This window comes from Methanovulcanius yangii, assembly GCF_018687785.1.
Lineage (GTDB): Archaea > Halobacteriota > Methanomicrobia > Methanomicrobiales > Methanomicrobiaceae > Methanovulcanius > Methanovulcanius yangii.
Genome location: NZ_LTBL01000001.1, coordinates 1,310,550 through 1,326,573 on the forward strand (window position 1 = coordinate 1,310,550; position 16,024 = coordinate 1,326,573).

The 16,024-nt window shown below is 54.6% G+C and carries 15 protein-coding genes; all 15 read right to left on the reverse strand.

What is annotated here, in order from left to right:
* Entirely contained in the window at positions 1-765 is a 765-nt protein-coding gene (gene mcrG, locus AZH53_RS06725) for a coenzyme-B sulfoethylthiotransferase subunit gamma (RefSeq protein WP_319642744.1), read from the reverse strand.
* 10 nt (positions 766-775) lie between these two features.
* Positions 776-1,402: a methyl-coenzyme M reductase I operon protein C gene (gene mcrC, locus AZH53_RS06730; protein WP_319642745.1), complete on the reverse strand. Its 627-nt coding sequence runs from the start codon at positions 1,400-1,402 to the stop codon at positions 776-778.
* 3 nt (positions 1,403-1,405) lie between these two features.
* Positions 1,406-1,882: a methyl-coenzyme M reductase operon protein D gene (gene mcrD, locus AZH53_RS06735; RefSeq protein ID WP_319642746.1), complete on the reverse strand. Its 477-nt coding sequence runs from the start codon at positions 1,880-1,882 to the stop codon at positions 1,406-1,408.
* Between the two features lie 17 nt (positions 1,883-1,899).
* Positions 1,900-3,201 carry a coenzyme-B sulfoethylthiotransferase subunit beta gene (mcrB, locus tag AZH53_RS06740; protein WP_319642747.1) on the reverse strand — a complete coding sequence of 434 codons (1,302 nt, stop codon included), beginning with the start codon at positions 3,199-3,201 and terminating at the stop codon, positions 1,900-1,902.
* 438 nt (positions 3,202-3,639) lie between these two features.
* Positions 3,640-4,524, reverse strand: coding sequence for a 4Fe-4S binding protein (locus AZH53_RS06745; protein WP_319642748.1), 885 nt, complete (start codon positions 4,522-4,524; stop codon positions 3,640-3,642).
* A 136-nt stretch (positions 4,525-4,660) separates the two neighbouring features.
* Positions 4,661-6,361, reverse strand: coding sequence for a chloride channel protein (locus AZH53_RS06750; protein ID WP_319642749.1), 1,701 nt, complete (start codon positions 6,359-6,361; stop codon positions 4,661-4,663).
* 244 nt (positions 6,362-6,605) lie between these two features.
* Complete coding sequence (locus AZH53_RS06755; protein ID WP_319642750.1) at positions 6,606-7,406, reverse strand: formylmethanofuran dehydrogenase subunit C; 801 nt, start codon at positions 7,404-7,406, stop codon at positions 6,606-6,608.
* A gap of 11 nt (positions 7,407-7,417) precedes the next feature.
* Complete coding sequence (locus tag AZH53_RS06760) at positions 7,418-9,142, reverse strand: formylmethanofuran dehydrogenase subunit A (protein WP_319642751.1); 1,725 nt, start codon at positions 9,140-9,142, stop codon at positions 7,418-7,420.
* Between the two features lie 2 nt (positions 9,143-9,144).
* Entirely contained in the window at positions 9,145-10,461 is a 1,317-nt protein-coding gene (locus AZH53_RS06765; RefSeq protein WP_319642752.1) for a formylmethanofuran dehydrogenase subunit B, read from the reverse strand.
* Between the two features lie 13 nt (positions 10,462-10,474).
* Entirely contained in the window at positions 10,475-10,867 is a 393-nt protein-coding gene (locus tag AZH53_RS06770; RefSeq protein ID WP_319642753.1) for a molybdopterin dinucleotide binding domain-containing protein, read from the reverse strand.
* 22 nt (positions 10,868-10,889) lie between these two features.
* A complete protein-coding gene (locus AZH53_RS06775) occupies positions 10,890-11,315 on the reverse strand; it encodes a hydrogenase iron-sulfur subunit (RefSeq protein ID WP_319642754.1) in 426 nt (141 codons plus the stop codon).
* Positions 11,315-13,339: a CoB--CoM heterodisulfide reductase iron-sulfur subunit A family protein gene (locus AZH53_RS06780; RefSeq protein WP_319642755.1), complete on the reverse strand. Its 2,025-nt coding sequence runs from the start codon at positions 13,337-13,339 to the stop codon at positions 11,315-11,317. The genes AZH53_RS06775 and AZH53_RS06780 overlap by 1 nt, the downstream gene beginning before the upstream one ends.
* Before the next feature lie 14 nt (positions 13,340-13,353).
* Complete coding sequence (gene hdrB / locus AZH53_RS06785) at positions 13,354-14,256, reverse strand: CoB--CoM heterodisulfide reductase subunit B (RefSeq protein ID WP_319642756.1); 903 nt, start codon at positions 14,254-14,256, stop codon at positions 13,354-13,356.
* A gap of 1 nt (position 14,257) precedes the next feature.
* Positions 14,258-14,842, reverse strand: a complete 585-nt coding sequence (gene hdrC, locus AZH53_RS06790) for a CoB--CoM heterodisulfide reductase subunit C (RefSeq protein WP_319642757.1) — start codon at positions 14,840-14,842, stop codon at positions 14,258-14,260.
* An 11-nt stretch (positions 14,843-14,853) separates the two neighbouring features.
* On the reverse strand, positions 14,854-16,017 hold the full coding sequence (locus tag AZH53_RS06795) for a 4Fe-4S binding protein (protein ID WP_319642758.1): 1,164 nt from the start codon (positions 16,015-16,017) through the stop codon (positions 14,854-14,856).
* Positions 16,018-16,024: the final 7 nt, after the last annotated feature.

Here is a 16,024-nt window from a genome sequence, read left to right on the forward strand (position 1 = left end):
TCACTCCTCTTTCGGCATGAAGCCGTATTTTGTCCTGAGCGTGTGGACACGCACGATGTACTCTACATACTCCTCGTCGTCACGGTATGATTCACCGACGAGAGAGTGGAAGATGGTCGACTTTGCCTTGGTCCATGACTCGTCCATCGGCTTGCCGACAAGGACTTCACGGTCAAGTGCTTCACCGATCTGGTCTTTCACGTAGCGGACGACACCGTCGTCTCCGAGGATGCACCTCTGGAGCATGTCGAACATCAGGCCGTCTTCTGCAAGACGGAGTGAGTGACCGTGCACGGTTGCACCACGGATGGAGGTCAGTGCGGGGTCGAACATCTCGGTCTCGATGAGCCACTTGGAGTATGCCTCGAGGTCACGCTCACGGCACTCGACGATCTGGCGACCGGAGAGTGTACCGGGGTCGATACCACGGAAGCGGTAGCACTCGGTGTAGGTACGCTGGTAGGGCTGTGAAGGGCCGTTGAACATCGAGTCGACAAACTGGACGTAACGGACACGGTCTCCTGCCTTTGCACCCTCGGTCGGGGCGACGATCTTCCTGATGGGGCAGTCGGGTTCCTGCTGCTCTGCGAGCGGCGGGTGTGCGGTCGGATATGCGGAACCAGGTGCGCGGTGTCCGAGGACAAGCACGACATCTTCATCAGTGACTTCACGAACTTTCTCAAGTTCGACGGCGGGGTTCATCTGGCGGCGCCTGTTCTCGGCGACGGTAGAGGTACCCGGACCATACTGCGGTTTGTATGCCATATATTTCACCTCAATTAGATTTTTTCATCTCTTTCATTACAGCCTGAATGACTTCAGAGAGTTTCTCCCGTGGAGGGGTCTGACCACGCGTGACACCGCCGACGATGGCAACAACCGTACCTTTGGTGCGGATAGCGCCCTCAGGGGGCATCACATACGCTGTCTTTACACCGACCTTTGCGAGGTCCTCGTAATCGATCGGTGCCTGTGAGACAACCACTGCCTTCACATCCGCCTGCGCCAGAATGAACCTGACCTTCTCGACGACATGGGAACGCACATTCCCGTGATGGAGAATTGCAACTTTATGCTGTTCAATCTGGGACACTTCCTTTGCCGAGAGGCCGAAATACGCTCCCAGCACGGAACCGGCAATCTTCGGAGCGTCGGCGGGTACGCCGCTTCCGGCATTGAGCACAAGTGTGCTCACCGAAAATTCCACTCCTTCCCTGCGAAGGGCAGAGGTAATGTCACACACCGGCTTGGTAACGTGTCTGCGCCCGGGTGACATCCCGACGACGATCACATCCGGATGGCGGCACTCTGAAATAGTGCCACGCTGGGCAAGGCCACCGCCTTTCCCCATCCCCATGGATTCGCGACAGTCAACAACCTGGGTTACACGTCCAATCGGCATGCGTTATCTTCCCTGTATAATGATCGGACCTTCTTTCTTCCGTGGGTCCGTGAGCCCAATCACTGCGGGGTCCGCATGCGGACCATACTTCGCGTAATCAGCGGTAGTCGCCTGAGTTTTCATGAATTTTCTCCCGCTCTGAAGTTGATACGGGAATTTTTTCTCTTCAAAAAAGGCGTCACAAAGGGCTCGGATTTCCTCAATAACACTATCGTCCTCGACTTCCATCGTGATCGAACCCACCTGCACCTGGAGTTCAAAGTCGGACGTACCGACTGTGATCACTCTACGGTTGGTATTGGGGTTCGGTTTTCCCCGGGCCGGACCGTATGGTACTGTCCGGGGAAGACTTGGGCCGTTTATCATCATGCGGCGGATTCCGGGAACCTTCACAATAAGATTGAGAAGCTTCTCGGAGGACTCCGGCTTAAGCATGCGAAGCGGGACGATTCTGCACTGAGGGTAATCTGCTTCAGTCATTCGGATCGAATCTCAATTCAGACGCCGTTGGCGATCTGCTGGATCGGCTTGCTGAACACGTCAATCTGTCCGTAGGTCTCGCCCATGATGGCAGAGGTGCCCTCAGGAGTGAACATCTGGGTTCCTGCATCGAGTGCACAGGCTGCTACCACACACGGAATTGCACAGCCGTTTGCGTGGCGCGTCACGACGTGGTTACCGTTGAAGATACCGGGACCACCGCCACCATAGATGGAGTGGCTGAAGAACGAGAAACCGACGGCAGTACCCATGACACGACCGAAGTCGGTGCCGGGGAGACCGGTCTCGTGCTCAAGCAGGTCGTTGAAGTACAGGAGAGTCGAGGAGACTGCCTGTGCGAAACGTCCTGCACCACAGTTGACCATGGTAGCTGCCATGGTACCGGCTGCTGCGTATGCGTTCCACATCATGGGGTCCTTCGTGTCGTAGAACTGGAAGTACCCGCCCTTCTTGCCGGGCACGATGACCTTGTCAGCGATTGCACGCTCGACAAGCGACTGGACGACAGTACCGATGGTACCGGTCTGACCGTTCTCCTTGACGAGGTCGTAGACGAGGTTGTTTGCATTCAGACCCTGGTATGCGTACTGCAGGAGCATGTGGCGCTCGAACGGGCCGATTGCACCGCCCATCTCGAACTCACCGGCAGTCTCGAGCGTGGCTGCGAGGGTTGCACCCTGCATTGCATTGCGCTGGGTCATCATGACCACGTGGTTGACACCGATGTTACGGAGTGCGAAACCAAGACCTTCGTTGTTCTGGGGGATGGAAAGCACTGAGGAGACGCCTGCTCCGGGCATGTCCATGGTGTGCGGGTATCCGCCCCAGCATGCGGCCTTGACGGTGGATGCATTGAATGCATCGATGTTGAACTGGTCAACAATTGCGTAGGTGGTTGCTGCTGCAACTGACGTGATAGCTGCATCGTAGGTGGATGCTGCCTCGAGACGTGCCTTCGGGACCTCAATGAGGAGAAGGTTTCCGCCCTTGAACTCGTTGACGACGGTCTCGCCGCCCTCGATGTCGAGCATCTCCTTGATTGAGCCGACGATGGCGTCCTTGTTTGCCATGATCGGAAGGTCGAGCTCACGGCCGAGGATCTTGCCCTTGCCGAGCTTGCCGGACTTCAGGCCAGCCTCGATTCCACCGAGGTTGACTGCGATGGACCTCTTGGTGAGGTCGATGATCTTCATGGTTGCCGGGTTCACGAGCGGGCTGATCTTGTCAAGCACGACATCGCTCTTCAGCAGCTTTCCGTCATCCGAATAGAGATCGATTGTGTCGGAATATTTTGCCATTTATTTTCCTCCAATTACCCATTAGTGCAATGCATTACATTTACTGAACAACGTCAGGCGAACCTGACCGGATATCGATGAGGGTAACTACTGCACGTCCCCGCATGGGACAAGAGGATATTCCTTATCGAAGGATATAAGGATTGCTAAAAACTTGGCGTATAATCCGATTTGAATAAATCCCATTTTTCACCTATAATTCGAGAAAAAGCTCAAATCAGGCTTTTTATACAGGTTGTAATACGAATATTCGTTCCGCGTAGCACTATGTATAACTCCGGGACGGGGTTTTCTCAATAAATCAATGCGCTCCATAATTATCGATTAAACGCCGTATTGCAAGCGCATGGGGCTAAAAAAGCAAATCGAAAGGAACATACATGAGAACAAAATCCGGACTCTTACCCCTCCGGTAAAAATGAGATGAAACGGGGCCTTTCACCACTCGGACACAATATTTTCCGGAGGAATTTTTTTCTCAATTTCCGAGAGGATTATGCTGAGATATGCATCATCCAACTGGTCGCCGAGGAGGAGACCACTCACCGCATGCCGGTAAATTCTGTACATCAGAATGTCGATTACCTTTGATGCCGTCTCCACCCCCGATACGGTGATGATATGGTGCCCAAGCTTGGGATGGCGTCCCCTCTTTCCCCCGAATGTAATCTGGTACCACGGTTCACCCGCGGTGATGACGTCATACGGACAGGTATGGACACAGGACCCGCAGCGTATACACCGGTCATTATTCAGAATGATGACACCGTTGACGACCTCAAGGGCATCCTCCTTGCAGTATTCTACACACGTGCCACAGCCGGTGCACTTTTCCGGGTGCCGTACCGGCTTGAGAAGTCCTGTCACACCCACCTCACAGAGTCGTTCGCTAACACACGCGTTCGGGCACGCAGAAATACCGATCCTTGTCTTTACCGGCATATCACGGCCAAAATATTTCTTGTCGACATCCATGGCAAGAGAGAGCGAATCGACATTCGCAAGACGGCATCGCTCATTCCCGGGACAGGCGGTGATATTGACGACGGTCTCATGCTCTGCACCAATGGGCGTACCATTCTCCTCGAGAGCGATCTGCAGAGGCGCAACGTTCTCTTCGGTGACATGAGGTATCTCGATCGTCTGGCGTGTAGTCAGATGCAGCATATCGGTCCCGAATTCCTGAGCAAGGTCGGCCACCTTCTTAATCTGCCCGGGGGTGATGACCCCTGCCGGGACTCTCAGTCGGACAGTGTAGCTCCGGGCCCCTTCTTCAACAATGACGCCGGGAAGTGCGTCTATACCTTCTGTGACCAGTTTCATTGGTCACCATTTATGACCTTGATCATAATAGAGACTGCGGCACATTGTTCGGAGGACCAGTGTCCAAAATGAACAATTGAGTTGCATTTCAGGCCCCTAATCAGGAATTAGGGGCTCCACAGCCCCAAACCACTGCTCAGGAGGCACCCGTATCCAGCTGCAGGGCCTTCGCATATGCACGCATAATATCCGTTGAAGTGAGAAATCCTGCAAGCCTGTCCTTCTCGTTGGAAAATACAACAGGGATGTGATGCATGTCTTTTCCCGTCATCAGAAGAACCGCATCTTCGAGGGTATCGGCGGTGGAAAGGGTAATCAACGGAGTCGTCATGCAGTCACGCACTGTCAGGGAGCGGTTGTCAGGGGCCGTTCCGCCCCGGAGATCCCCTATGGTTATTATCCCCACCAGTCGACCCTCCTCGATGACCGGATATCCGGTATGCCCGGTACGTTCAATGATCTCCAGCACCTCGTTCGTCTCCATATCCCCGGTCACCGTAATCACCGCATCCCCGGTGATCATTGCACCGGCCACCCCGATTTCCTGGAGAATATCGATCCGGTAATCCCCACGATGTGCAGGAGAATGTGCACGGTCTTCCACCTGAGCCAGAAAGATGGACGAATCCCAGGTCACTATCGAGGATACAGCCACAGCGGCCATTGCAGGCACAAAAAGGGAGAGATTACCGGTCATTTCGACAATCATGATGAGCACTGCCACAGGGGCATGGGAAATGCCGCCAAAAAGGGATATCATGCCCACCACGGCAAATGCGGGTATGGACGCTGCCGGGACATACGCCGGCAGAAGGATATGCAGGAGAGTCCCGAGTGCCCCACCGGTTGCGGCACCGATGACAAGTGCCGGAGCAAAGACTCCTCCGCTCCCCCCGGACCCTATGGTAAGCGAAGTGGTGACGATCTTCATGAAAGGGAGGAGGAGAAGAACGGAGAGCGGAATCATTGCATAGATAATCATCTGCAGGGCGCCATACCCCGTCCCGAGACTTGCAATGCCTGCCAGAAAGGTCTCAGGTGAGAGGAGACTGAGAGCAATAACAAGCACGCCCACGAGAAAAGCACCTGCCGCGGGCTTTAAATATGGAGGAAGCCCGCTTGACTCGATAAATCCGCTGAAAGAAACGCGGGATGCGATATAGGTCCTTATATAGAGAAGCCCCATCAGACCGGTTACGAGGCCGGCAATGAGGAAGAACGGAATCTGGGCATATGTCCAGTACATCTCAGCAGTCGCAAAGATTGGCATATATCCGACAAAATACCCGAATATTGAATAACCGACAATGGATGAGAGGAACGCCGGGATGAGCACCTCGGATTCGAAGTCGTGCCGGTACAGGATCTCGCCACAAAGTACGGCACCTCCGAGCGGAGCCTTGAAGATTGTTGCAATTCCTGCTCCAAATCCTGCGGCAATGATGATGCGCCGTTCTTTTTCGGTAAGCCCGAACATATCGGCCACCATGGAGCCAAATCCCGCCGATATCTGGCCGACCGGTCCGAGACGCCCTCCGCTTCCCCCTGTCGCGATGATAAGAATAGAACTGATGCCCTTAATGAACGGTACACGCCAGCGGATACGGCCTTCGTTATGATAACTGCTGATGGCCGCATCGGTTCCCGCTCCTTCTGCCTCCGGACAGAACCGCCATACAAGATAGCCTGATACAAGGCCCCCGAGGGTGATTACCGGCAGGAGAAGAAGAATGCTGTCCGGGGCCTCCCAACCTGCCATGCTCTCGAAACTCTGACCGGGAGAGGGCAGATTGATGCCGACGACGGTATTCATGAAGAAATCCACTGCAACGGCCATGCCCCAGAAAAATATCAGGGTCCCGAAACCGACGATGCAGCCAAGAATAACGGAAATAATGATGAGCCGTCTATGCTCGCGTGATGCATCGGTCGTACACCATTCCCCCTTCTGTCATTTTGCCCCCGGCTCAATCGTCTGGTGCGAAATGGTTTTATTCCATTCAAGAAGAAAATGCCGGTTTTCCAAAACCACCGGTTCTTCCGGACAGTCCCTGAATACGAAGGATGAGAAAAAAAGAGGGTTAGTATTTCATATAGAGCTGGCCGTAGATGGTTTCGCCCTTCTTCTTACCGTGACGCTCGCCGATGTCACCCTCATACAGGGCAAACGATCCTTCGGTACCATCTACTTCGATATCGACATCTTTCCGGTACTGGAAACCTGGCATCATAACTTCGATATCGCCGAATACGTAAATTTCTCCCTTGACCATCTGGCCGCCAACGCGTGACTTCGCATCGCCTTTGACGATTATGGTGCCGCCCTCCATGTGGGTACCGACGTGGACATCAACATTGCCGCCGATGATGATGGTCCCGCCCCGCATGAATGTACCAATATCGCTGCCTGCGTTGCCTGATACACGGATGATGCCGCCCTGCATACCGCGCCAGTCGCCGCGGTACGCAGCTCCAAGGTAGTTGCCTGCATTGCCTTTGACAGTGAGTTCACCGCCGGTCATACCAAGACCGGAGAATGCATCCACGCTGCCATTGGCAGTGATTTTACCGCCGCTCATCCAGGCACCGACGTACATGTCAGCGTCGCCGTTGATGATGACCTCACCATCGGTCATCTTCATGCCAATGTATTTGACACGGCTGACGTCGCCGTTGATGACGATCGTGGTGTTCGCAGCGGTGCTGCCGGACTCCCCGGCAACCTCAAAGTAGTCACCGAGCTTCTGGCTTTCCTTACCCACAAAGACATGGAGCTGTGCAATTTCAGCAACAGACTTTCCTGCAAAGATATCGGGTGAGATGTTCTCTGCCTCAAGCCTGAGTTCGGGGGTTTTGGTAGCTGTAAGTGTAATCTTTGCCATTCAAATCCACCTCACTTCGTTGCATCAACCTCAATGACATACGGGTTCGGGACATAGTGGTGACCCTCAACCGCGTAGTTGTTCTGGGTAACAGTGTAGTACCGCTTGAACTTCTCCGAGATGTCACGTTCGACAACAGGGTTCTCGTTGGTCTTGGCGTTAACCCAGAAGGTACGCTTCTGCTTGCCGTTCGAGACCACTTCGCCGTCCTTGACGATGAGTTCGCCACCCTTAAGAAGGGTGTTACAGTTGCCGAATGCGTACTCGATCTTCTCGGGGTCGTCGGTGTCGGATTCGGGGTTGTACGGGTAGACCACGACATCTCCCTCGAGACCTGCCTTGAGTGAACCAAACATGTGCGAAAGACCGAGCGTCTTCGCGGGACCTGCACGGGTCATCATTGCAAGTTCGTAGAGGGATATCTCACGGTCAAGTTCGCCGATATAACACCGTTCGCGGACCGAATCGCCGTACTTCAGGACATTGTCAAGCATGTCATCACGGGCCTTCGCCGACATGAGCCACTTGTAGACACGCGGGTAGCGCATCAGCGGACCTGCATTGGGTGCATCGGTCGTGATGTAGGCTTTCATCGGGTCCTTGATCAACAGTCCGAGTTCAAGACCGATTGCCCACTGGGCACCGGCGATGAACGTCTTCGGGTTGTAGATGAACGGCACAACGCCGGCAGCGGTCTCAAGCTCCACATCGGTGTTTGCCCACTTGAGGTTGTTCATGTGGGAGAGGTGGAACTCGAACGGACCGTCCGCGGTCATCGTGGTCGTCTCGTCAAGCGTCACGACACCAAGGTCGAAGGTGATGTTGTCCGTCGAGTTGACGTATTCCATGACTTCCTTTGACTTGGACTCGAAAGACTTGGAGGCATAGCTCTCACCACCATAGCAGTGGAACTGCAGGTGAGTGTGGTGGAGAACCGACTCACGACCGAACTCGTTGTTGGGCTTGTGCCCTTCTGCGATCTTGAGCGTATCAAGGGTAACACCGTAGTTGCCGGGCTCTCCGAGGGAGTTGCCGTGGACATGCATACAGTGCGGAAGTCCGAGCATCTCGTTTGCGGCAATGAGGCCGTCGACGATCTGCCGCGGGGTAACATCGAAGTACGGGACGACATCGTCGACCGTCTCACAGTTCATACCCCATCCCCATGACTCGGTGCCACCGGGGTTCACACACTTCACACCATAGCCCTTGGTCTGTGCCAGAAGCCATGCGATGTATGCTGCGGTGTTCTCTACTTCATTCTCCTTGATGTATTCAAGAACAAACCAGTTGTTCCCGAACACCGGAAGTGCGCCCTGATCGATGATCGGGGTGTCGACGATCTCTTCGTGCGTGTGGCGTGCATACAGCGGAGGCATTGCAGCTTCCATCGAGAAGCCGAATCCCATCCGTGCATACAGGTACCCGGTCCGGATCGTGGTCGGGACGGAAAATCCTGCTTCCATCCTCTTGATACCGGAACGCGGAGAGCAGCTGAAGAGCTTGTCTTCCGGACGGAAATTCCGTCCGACGTTGACCTTGGGGCCTGCAACATGGGCGTGGACATCCACACCGGCAGCCATGACGGTCATACCGGATGCATCGATCTCGGTTGCCTTCGTGACATCGCCGGCATCGACGATCTTGCCGTCTTTGACAGCGACATCCATGATGTCGCCATTGATGCCAAGGATCGGGTCGAAGACAAAACCATTTCTGATAATATAATCTGCCATGCTTACGCGACCCCCTTAATCTTCTTTACACGGTCGAGAACCTTTGCAAGGAACTCTTCATCCGTGAGCATACCCTCGGGCGGTTCGACAACCTTCCTTGTCTCAATCGGGACATTGTCCATACGATATGCACAACCTCCCACCTCAACACCGACAAACGCCACGGGAACGTGAAGTTTCGAGACGGCGGACGTCGGGGTGATGTGCGGATCGATACAGACCGACGGAAGCTGTGCGATCTTTTTGACCGAGCCGACCGGGAAGTGTGCACCCGGATCACTGCCAAGCGTAAAGACCGCATCGACCTCATCACGAATGAGGAGATCATTCGAGGACGAGTCACCCGGATTGTACCGGGGGAATCCACGGCTCAGGTCAAGACAGAACGGGTATCCGAACTGCCATCCCCAGACCTGACCGGACCCTGTGACGTTGTAGTGGCCACGCATCGGAATGATGGCTGCCTTTGTGTAGTCATTCAGGTCACGGGTGACCGCGATGGCGATGTCGATGTTGTGATTCTTTCCAAGCGAGTGAGTTACACCCATACCGAAGAAGATGACCGAAAACCTGCCGGACTTAAGCGTGTCGGCAACTTCTTTGATCGTCTTTGCCGGAATGCCTGCAACGGTCTCCGGGAGTTTCTCACCACGGATGGCGATACGGATTGCACTGAGAAGTTCGTAGTCGCGGCCCTGCTCAAGCTGAAGGTGGATGTCCGCCATCTTGGCGGTGTCCGTCTTGCGCGGGTCGACGACGACCATCTTTCTCGACTTCGATCCCTTGCCGGTGAAGAAACCACGGGGGAAGATCGAATAGCGCGACATGTGACGCGGATGTGCATGTGCCGGATTGCAGCCCCAGAAGACCACACGGTCTGCACGGTTTGCAATTTCACCGAGAGTTGCCGAGGGGACACCAACGTCCTGGACAGCAATCAGGGTTGAACCGTGGCACACTGTTGCGGTGTTATCCATGCAGGCACCGACCTCTTCACCGAGTTCGGAACCGATGGACTGCGCACTGCAGCTCGTTGAGGACCAGCCGTACATAAGCGGCTTTTTCGCATCGACGAGCATCTTCGCGGTATATTCTACTGCCTCATCATAGGTTACATCTTTCCAGGAGCCGTCTTCCTGCTTCATTCGTGGCCGGGTAAGACGGTCTTCTGCCTGTGAGTGGAGGAACTTCGTCGCACCGATTGCGCATGCGTTATAGACCTCAAGGATCTTTTCGCCACTGTCATCAAGTGCGACCTCAAGGTCATCACAGAGCGTACCACAGAACGGGCATACGACGTCTGTTACAATTTTAGCCAAATTTCCCACCTGCCTATAAGCACTCCTGCGTAATGAGCGCAATCGCATCAAGGACGGGCTCATCGGATGCAACCTCAACCTTCACGGGTGTGCCCTTGAATGTAGGCATACCGGTGGAGTAGGTGTTGGGGTCGACAACCGCATTCGCCCAGGGTCCCATCGGGATCCAGCCGAGGCCAGGGTGTGGACCCTGGGTCGCCTGGATCGCCTTGACGATGACGCTCCCATATTCGCTCGTGACGCGGACGTTCGTATTCCGGTATGCACCGAGTTTTTTGAACTCCTCGTCATCGAGCTCGATTATACCACAGGCGTTACGGTAGGCAAGTTTTTCCTTGCCATTCTCCATACTGACGCCCTGGTCAATCGTACGACCTGAAATCAGGTTAATCTCTATTTCTGGCACAACCTCATCTCCAATTTCGGGATTACTTCTGGTACTCCGACAATGGGCTGGGGCCGAGTTCTTTGACCGTTTTGACAACGTCTTCCATGACCATACCCCATTTTGCACCCTCGGATGCAGAAACGAAAGTCATGCGGAGACGCTTGTCGTTGAGACCAATGTTTTTGAGGACGTTTTTCACGAGGAACATACGCTTGGCGCACTTGTAGTTGCCCTCAAGGTAGTGGCAGTCACCAAAGTGACATCCCGAGATGAGCATGCCATCGGCACCGTCCTGGAACGCCTTCATGATAAAGAGCGGGTCCACACGTCCGGTACACATCACACGGATAGCGCGGATGTCGGGAGGGTACTGAATACGGGCACCACCGGCCAGGTCAGCCCCGGCATAGGAACACCAGTTGCAGATGATTGCGATAATTTTCGGATTCCAGTTCTCGTCAGCCATTACTGTTCGCCTCCTTCAAGAAGGAATGCATCAATCTGAGCACAGATCTGCGGAGAGGTGAAGTGCTGCATCTTGATTGCGCCACCCGGACAGAATCCTCCACAGGTTCCACAGCCCTTGCACTTCGCTTCGGTCACTTCCATGACCTGGCGACCGTTCTTCTCAACGAGGGCAAGTGCACCATACGGGCACTGCGGGACACACATTCCACAGCCTGCGCAGAGATCATCCATGCATATGGCGAAATACGGCTCGAGCTGGACTTCTCCGGTGTGAATGGGGATGGATGCTGCGGATGCCGCACCTTCTGCCTGTGCAACCGTGTCGGGAATATCCTTCGGACCCTGGCAGACACCGGCAAGGTAGATACCTGCAGTCGTGGTGCCGCACGGGTTGAGTTTCGGGTGGGCCTCAAGGAGCCATCCGTCCTGCGACTTGGAGACACCGAACATCTGACGGATACGCTCTGCCTCGGGCTTGGGCTGGATTGCCGCTGCGAGGACGACCATGTCCATCTCAAGGCTGAGTGGCCTGCCGAGGAGGGTGTCTTCGGTAAAGACGGTCAGGTTCTTCGTGCTCGGGTCTTCGAGAATGTTGGCCACACGGCCGCGGATGAACTTTGCACCCTCATTCTGGATACGGTAGTAGAACTCCTCGTACATCTTGCCGAACGACCGGATGTCCATGTAGAAAATGTACGGCACTGCGCCGGGTATCTTCTCCATGATCTGGTGGGCGTGCTTGAGCGAGTACATACAACAGAACCGGGAACAGTACGGCTTTGCCACACCGCCGGTGTTGTCACGGGATCCTGCACAGAGGACGAATCCTACCTTCTTCGGGATCTGACCGTCGGACGGACGAATCAGCTTGCCGCCGGTAGGTCCGGATGCACAGATCAGGCGCTCGAACTCAAGACCGGTGATGACGTTGTCATACCGCTTGTATCCCCACTCGGTTTTCTCCTCGATCGGAATGAGATCATATCCGATTGCAAGGATACAGGTACCGACCTTGACCTCCTCGAAGGTGTCGACCATATCGAGGTCGATGGCTTTCTTCTCTTCACCGCATGCCTCGACACAAAGACCGCACTTCACACAGGAGTCGAAGTCAACGGTAAACTGCAGGGGCATGACCTGCGGGTGATAGATGTAGATTGCCTTTCTGGGGGCCATCCCGAACTCGAACGGGTTCGGCTTGATGACAGGACATACTTCTGCACAGTCACCACAGCCATTACAGCCGCCACCGATAATGCCGCGTGCTTCCGCCTCATCAGGAGAGAGAACACCGCGTGCCTTCTTCCGGATGGTGACCGTGAAGTTACCGATGTACCCCTCAACATTCTCAACTTCCGCGTACGTATAGAGTTCAATGTTGGGGTGGCGTCCGACATCCACCATCTTCGGGGTCAGGATACACTGTGAACAGTCAAGTGTCGGGAAGGTCTTGTCAAGCTGGGACATGCGTCCACCAATTGAGGGGGACTTCTCGATGAGATACGTCTTGATTCCCGCACCTGCAAGGTCAAGTGCTGCCTGCATACCACCGACACCGCCACCGAGGACGAGTGCGGAGTGTTCGACAGGTACACTCTTGGGAATAAGGTCCTCAAGCATGCGGGCCTTTGCAACGGCAATCCGGACCTGGTCCTTTGCCTTTGCGGTTGCACCTTCCCAGTCGTGCATGTGAACCCATGAGTTCTGGTCACGGATGTTTGCCATCTCGAACCGGAACTTGTTCAGGCCACCCTCCTGGGTTGCCGTACGGAAGGTCGGCTCGTGGAGACGCGGGGAACAGGCCGCAACGACGATGCCGTTGAGGTTGTGTTCTGCAATTGCCTCGACGATCTTCTTCTGTCCGGGGGTGGAACACATATACTGGTATTCATCCGCAACGATGACGCCGGGAAGGGTCTTTGCGTATTCCATGACCTCCTCAATAGAGAGAGAACCTGCGATGTTCGTACCGCAGTGACAGATGAATACACCAATTCTTGGTTCTTCTTTTGCTTCAGCCATTCATCACACCTCTTTCAAAGGATCTTCTCCAGGAATGGTTTGCAGTCGATTCCGTGCAGGTCAAGTGCAAGCTCCTGCGGGCTCATGCCCTGGGCAAGGCCGAGGAGTTCGTTGAAGTGGAGAACCGGAATGTTGTACGTCTGACCGAATTTCTCCTCGATCTCAATCTGACCGCGGTCGAACTGAAGCTGACAGAACGGACAGACCTCCGTGATTGCATCTGCACCGACCTCGCGAATATTGATCATCTTCTCGTTGGTGATGTCCAGGGCATGGGTAATGTCGTATCCACGGACACCGCCACCGGCACCACAGCACTGCATCTTGTTGCGATACTGAACCGGCTCCGCACCGAGTGCCGCGACGAGTTCGTCAATCCACATGGGGTGCTCGGTGTCGCCGAAGTGGCGTTCCTTGCCCGGCTTCATCAGGTGGCAGCCGTAGTGGACTGCAATCTTGGTTCCGGTCAGGGGACGGGTGACAGACGCTGCGAGCTTCTTTGCACCGCAGATCTTCTCGTCATAGTAGAGCTCTGCAAGGTGCCATACATCGATGGAACCCTTGAATTCCATGTCGACTTCCTTGAGAACCTCATTGACACCATCACGGAGTTCGTCGTTGTGCTTGAGAATGTGGTTGACTTCCCAGATGGACTTGTAACATCCGTTGCAGATGAGCGCAATGTCCATGTTCATCTGTTCGGCAAGCACGATGTTGCGTGCTGCAAGGGCGTACCAGACGTTCAGGTCGATTGCTCCGAACGCACCAGGTGCCGGACAGCATCCCGCACCCTTCAGGGGAAGGAGCTCGATGCCGACCTTTTCACTGGTCTTGATGGCGGCTGCCTCACATCCGGGGTACCGGTTGGGGGCGATACAGCCAAGGAAGAACGCGTACTGATGCATATTTCCAGCCATGTTACTGACCCTCCTCGGCGAGAATCCTGTCTGCATTCTCTTTCATCTTGTAGTGGTCCATGATCTTCTGGATACCCGGCATAAACTCGGGATAGCTGTGTGTCGTGGGCGGGTCGGCGGTCAGGCCAAGCTTCTCGCGGGCTGCCCTGTTGACATCATTGTTCGGTACACCGTGGCCGGTGGTGTAGATGAGCTGCACGGTCTTGAGGAAGTTGCGGGGCACGATATCGTACTTGAACGCGAGGTTCCTCATTGCCATGATAACATCTGTCGGGGCGATGTCACGCGGACAGCGGTCCGTACACGAATAACAGGTCGTACAGAGCCAGAGGTCCGGATCATTCAGTGCTTCCTGCTCGAGTCCGAGAACTCCCCGGCGCATGAAGAGACGAATCCGGTAGGAGCTCCTCGGTGCGGATGGGCACGACCCGGTACAGGTACCACACTGGTAGCACATGTGTGCAATAGTGCGGCTGATTTTTTTCACATCGGCAAGGAATTCAGGGTTTGAATCGGTCGTATAGAAGTACCGGTCCCTGAGTTTGTTTTCCAGTTCGGGATTGCCGTAATTTTTCTCAGTTGCCATATCCTTCTCCCTCACGCGGTTTCAACCATCTTAAGCTCAACCTTGTCGGCTGCGCCCTCTTTGACCTTTGAGGTACGCGGCGTGCAGAGTTTGTCCTTAATCTTCAGGAAGAGGTCGGTTTCCTTGCCTTTGATGCGGATGCCGGTGCGCTTGAGGGTAATGATATCTTCACCCGGGCAGGCATTGACGCATGCACCACAGAGGATACAGAAATCCTTGTTGACGGCAATGACAGGCTCGACTTCGCCTTTCAGCTCCTTTGCAGGCTTTGCAGACGGCAGGTAAATTGCGTTTGCCGGACAGACCTCAACACAGGTGGAACACCCTGAGGGGCACTTCTCCGCGTTGAATTCTATGTCACCTTCAAAGATCTTCTCAACGGTGATTGCCTCGGTCGGACAGTTGATTGCACACCAGCGGCAGGTGCAACAGTTCTCGTCCATAATCGAGACGGTGCCATCGAGTTTGCCGGAGGAAACGATGCGCTCAACGGTGATTGCCTCTTCGGGGCATGCCTCGACACAGACCGTACAGCCGTCGCAGAGCTCTTCGTTCCAGACCACTTCTCCCTCAACCTTGCCGGATTCGGCGCTGAAGGGCTTGCGGTTTACATCGATTGCAGGGCAGAGGTCGCCACAGATACCGCACTTCGTACACTTCTCGTCATCGACGGTGAACTTCGTCGTTGCCTCAAGTGCGGTCTGGCGTGCCTTCGCGCCCTCTTCTGCCCCTTCGTACACAGCGACCTGACGGTCGATTGCGTCACGGGGACAGACATCTTCACATATGGTACAGCGGACACACTTTTCCTGGTCGATCGCTGTGACCATATCATACTCAGGGAATCCTTCACGCTCAATAATCGGGAGGGCTTCCTCGCCGTCGATCTTAAGAGTCAGTGCATTGAAGGGGCACATAACGACGCAGACACCACAATACGAGCATTTCTTCTCGTCAATGTAAACAGGTTCAGCGTAGTCGACCGCTCCACGAATAACTGCACCAACCAGACCAAGGCTGATTGCTTCCTCCGGACATGCTTCAGAACAGATCCCACATCCGGTACACGTCTGTGCATTAAGAATCAGGTTGTTTACGTTCTTCAGGAGCTTCTGCTCCATAATAACGTTAACACCTTCACGCTTCTTGGAGAATTTCGGGAAGAATGTTTCCATGTTTAAA

Coding starts and splice junctions, on each gene's coding strand:
- mcrG (WP_319642744.1), bottom strand. CDS start 765: ATGGCATACAAACCGCAGTATGGTCCGGGTACCTCTACCGTCGCCGAG.
- mcrC (WP_319642745.1), bottom strand. CDS start 1,402: ATGCCGATTGGACGTGTAACCCAGGTTGTTGACTGTCGCGAATCCATG.
- mcrD (WP_319642746.1), bottom strand. CDS start 1,882: ATGACTGAAGCAGATTACCCTCAGTGCAGAATCGTCCCGCTTCGCATG.
- mcrB (WP_319642747.1), bottom strand. CDS start 3,201: ATGGCAAAATATTCCGACACAATCGATCTCTATTCGGATGACGGAAAG.
- AZH53_RS06745 (WP_319642748.1), bottom strand. CDS start 4,524: ATGAAACTGGTCACAGAAGGTATAGACGCACTTCCCGGCGTCATTGTT.
- AZH53_RS06750 (WP_319642749.1), bottom strand. CDS start 6,361: ATGGCCGTTGCAGTGGATTTCTTCATGAATACCGTCGTCGGCATCAAT.
- AZH53_RS06755 (WP_319642750.1), bottom strand. CDS start 7,406: ATGGCAAAGATTACACTTACAGCTACCAAAACCCCCGAACTCAGGCTT.
- AZH53_RS06760 (WP_319642751.1), bottom strand. CDS start 9,142: ATGGCAGATTATATTATCAGAAATGGTTTTGTCTTCGACCCGATCCTT.
- AZH53_RS06775 (WP_319642754.1), bottom strand. CDS start 11,315: ATGGCTGACGAGAACTGGAATCCGAAAATTATCGCAATCATCTGCAAC.
- AZH53_RS06780 (WP_319642755.1), bottom strand. CDS start 13,339: ATGGCTGAAGCAAAAGAAGAACCAAGAATTGGTGTATTCATCTGTCAC.
- hdrB (WP_319642756.1), bottom strand. CDS start 14,256: ATGGCTGGAAATATGCATCAGTACGCGTTCTTCCTTGGCTGTATCGCC.
- hdrC (WP_319642757.1), bottom strand. CDS start 14,842: ATGGCAACTGAGAAAAATTACGGCAATCCCGAACTGGAAAACAAACTC.
- AZH53_RS06795 (WP_319642758.1), bottom strand. CDS start 16,017: ATGGAAACATTCTTCCCGAAATTCTCCAAGAAGCGTGAAGGTGTTAAC.